We start from the raw sequence: 2,332 nt of genomic DNA, 5'->3' as shown, positions 1-2,332 counted from the left end.
GCTTTGCCTTATCCCCGCTGAATTGCTCGTAGCTCAGGGCAGGGTCGAGACGGGCCGARTACGAGAAAGACATCATCTGATACTTGCCGCTATTGTAGCGATCGAGTTGGGTCGCCCATTCCAGCACCTCAATATCGACGTTCACCCCGATCGCCTTCAGCATGTCCTGAGTGACCAGGGCGACTTGGAAACTCGGCATCGGCGAGCGCTTATTGGCGATAAGCTTGATCGTCTGACCTTTGTAAGTGCTCTCGCCAAGGAGCTTGCGGGCCGTCTCAAGGTTGAAATCCACTCCCTTCTTCTGCACCGCGTCGAAATACACCGAGCCGGAAAAGACGGCTGAATTGTTCGGGGTCGACAGTCCGTCGCTGGTGGCATCGACCAGTTGCTTGTAGTCGAGCGCGGCGGCGATCGCTTGGCGGAATTTCTGGTCCCCGATCACGGGGTCTTCGGTGCGAAACAGAATGGCGTGCTTGGAGGAATCCGGCGACGCGAGCGTCACGATCCCGGAATTGCTCCGCAGTTCCTGCATGTCCGACGCCATGATCTGCGCGACGTCGATGCTACGCGAGGTGATCGCCAGCTTGACTGTCGCGGGATCCGGGATGACGTCGAGTTGGACGATGTCGATTTGCGGATCCTTCTGGCCGACATATCCACCGGCGGCGCCTGCCGGGGATTTGTAGTCCTTGAAGCGGGTCAGGGTCACGCCGCGGCCCCGCTTCCAATCGCTGAATTCATAGGGTCCGGTACCGATCGGCTTGTCCCAGCTTCCATCGGCCTTGAGCGAGGTCCTGTGGACGATGCCGGTCATCCCGCAGTCGGTGCGCGCGAGCGCGTCGAGGAACAGCGCTGAGGGGCGGTTGATCCTCATGATGAAGGAGCTGGGATCCGGCGCTTCCGCAGAAACCACCTGCAAGCCGCTTCGGCCATCGAACTCGCCGATACAGCGCCAGTCGGTGCTGGGCGTCATGTAGCGCTGCCAGTTCCAGAGAACATCGGCCGAAGTCAGGTCGGCTCCGTTATGAAACTTTACGCCGGGTCGGAGCCTGAAGGTGTTGGTCAGCCCTCCGTCAGAAACGTCCACGCTCTCGGCGAGCAGGGGCCGGACGTCTCCGCCGGCGCCATAGCCGACGAGGCCCTCGACGACGTTGAGAACGACGCTGTCGGTGTTGTCGTCACGATTGATGCCAGGGTTGCTGCTTCGGATATCGGCAGTCAGCGCCACCTTGAGCTTAGATTCCGGCGCGGCTAACGCGGAGCCACTGCCCGAGGCGGTCAATGTGAGCGCAAATGCAGCGGCTATCGAGTATTTCACGACGGTCCCCTTTTGATGTTCTGCTCAACCTATCGAAGCCTCGGCGTTGCACCTGCCGGCATTTCAACGCCGCAGTTCGGCCAACCTGCGCGCTAGGAACTCCTGGGCGATGGCGAGAGAGCTGAACGGCTCGTGCCCCACTCCCGGCAGCAATTGAATTTCGGGTTCGACGCCGGCGTCGCGCAGCGAGTGGTGCAGGGCCGCAAGACGCTCTGGCCGCGTGCGGCCGGCCGAGTTTGCCTCCGGCATCCAGTAACGGCCGTTCTCAGCATGCGTGATCTCATGCGTGTCGGTATCGGCCTTTCCGATCAACAATTGGACGGCTACGGCCCGCAACGCGTGGAAGTCGAGCGCGCGGCCGAAGCGTCGTTCGACGTCCCGAGTTCCGACCCACCAGTCGCGCGTATCGTCGACCAGGGTCACCGAACCCGGCGCCACGATCGACGCCCCCCAAAGATGCTCGGGCTGCAGCAGCAAGAAGCGATTGGTGAATTGCGCGCCGCCGGAGAAACCGTACATCCCGAAGCGCTGCGTCACGAGATCGTATCGCRCGCGTACCTCCTCCACGATGTCGAGGAGCAACTCGTCGTAGCGCAGTCCTTGCTCTTCGACGTACTTGTAGCCGTCGGCGTTTCCATCACCCGCCACGCCCACCGGAAACAGCGGGCTCACTACGATCACGTTGTGGCGCTCGGCGAACTCAGCGAACATGCTGCGGAAGTCCATGAAGGTCCGCGGGCTGCCGTGCACCACAACGAGCAGCTCGCTGCGGGCCGTCGCTGTCCGGTAGTCGGCTGGAACATACAAGCAGTAGGAAAAGCGAGCGTCCGAGCGCGCGCTGTAAACCGTCGTGCTTCCCAAATCATATGGACCGAATGCACTCGGAGACTTTGTCATGGAGCCCGTGGGAAGCCGCCCAATCTGGTTGATCAGAAATATGATCCAATTTCTGATCCGATATTTGTTTCTATTCTCAGTGGCAGCGTCAAGCGCTTTCGCGGTAGATATAGTGCC

2 protein-coding genes are annotated in these 2,332 nt (G+C 61.0%); both read right to left on the bottom strand.

Features of this window, described 5'->3' with window-relative positions; genetic code table 11:
- Positions 1-1,318: ABC transporter substrate-binding protein (locus AC1D34_RS36740; RefSeq protein WP_476826921.1), on the bottom strand; the 1,318-nt coding region annotated here is incomplete at its 3' end.
- 63 nt (positions 1,319-1,381) lie between these two features.
- The gene (locus tag AC1D34_RS36735) at positions 1,382-2,215 is read right to left on the bottom strand and encodes an alpha/beta hydrolase family protein (RefSeq protein WP_476826922.1); all 834 of its coding nucleotides are present in this window, start codon (positions 2,213-2,215) and stop codon (positions 1,382-1,384) included.
- Positions 2,216-2,332: the final 117 nt, after the last annotated feature.

It is taken from the genome of Allobosea sp. P1_A7, from assembly GCF_056406775.1.
This window is presented reverse-complemented; position numbering and strand designations above follow the sequence as displayed.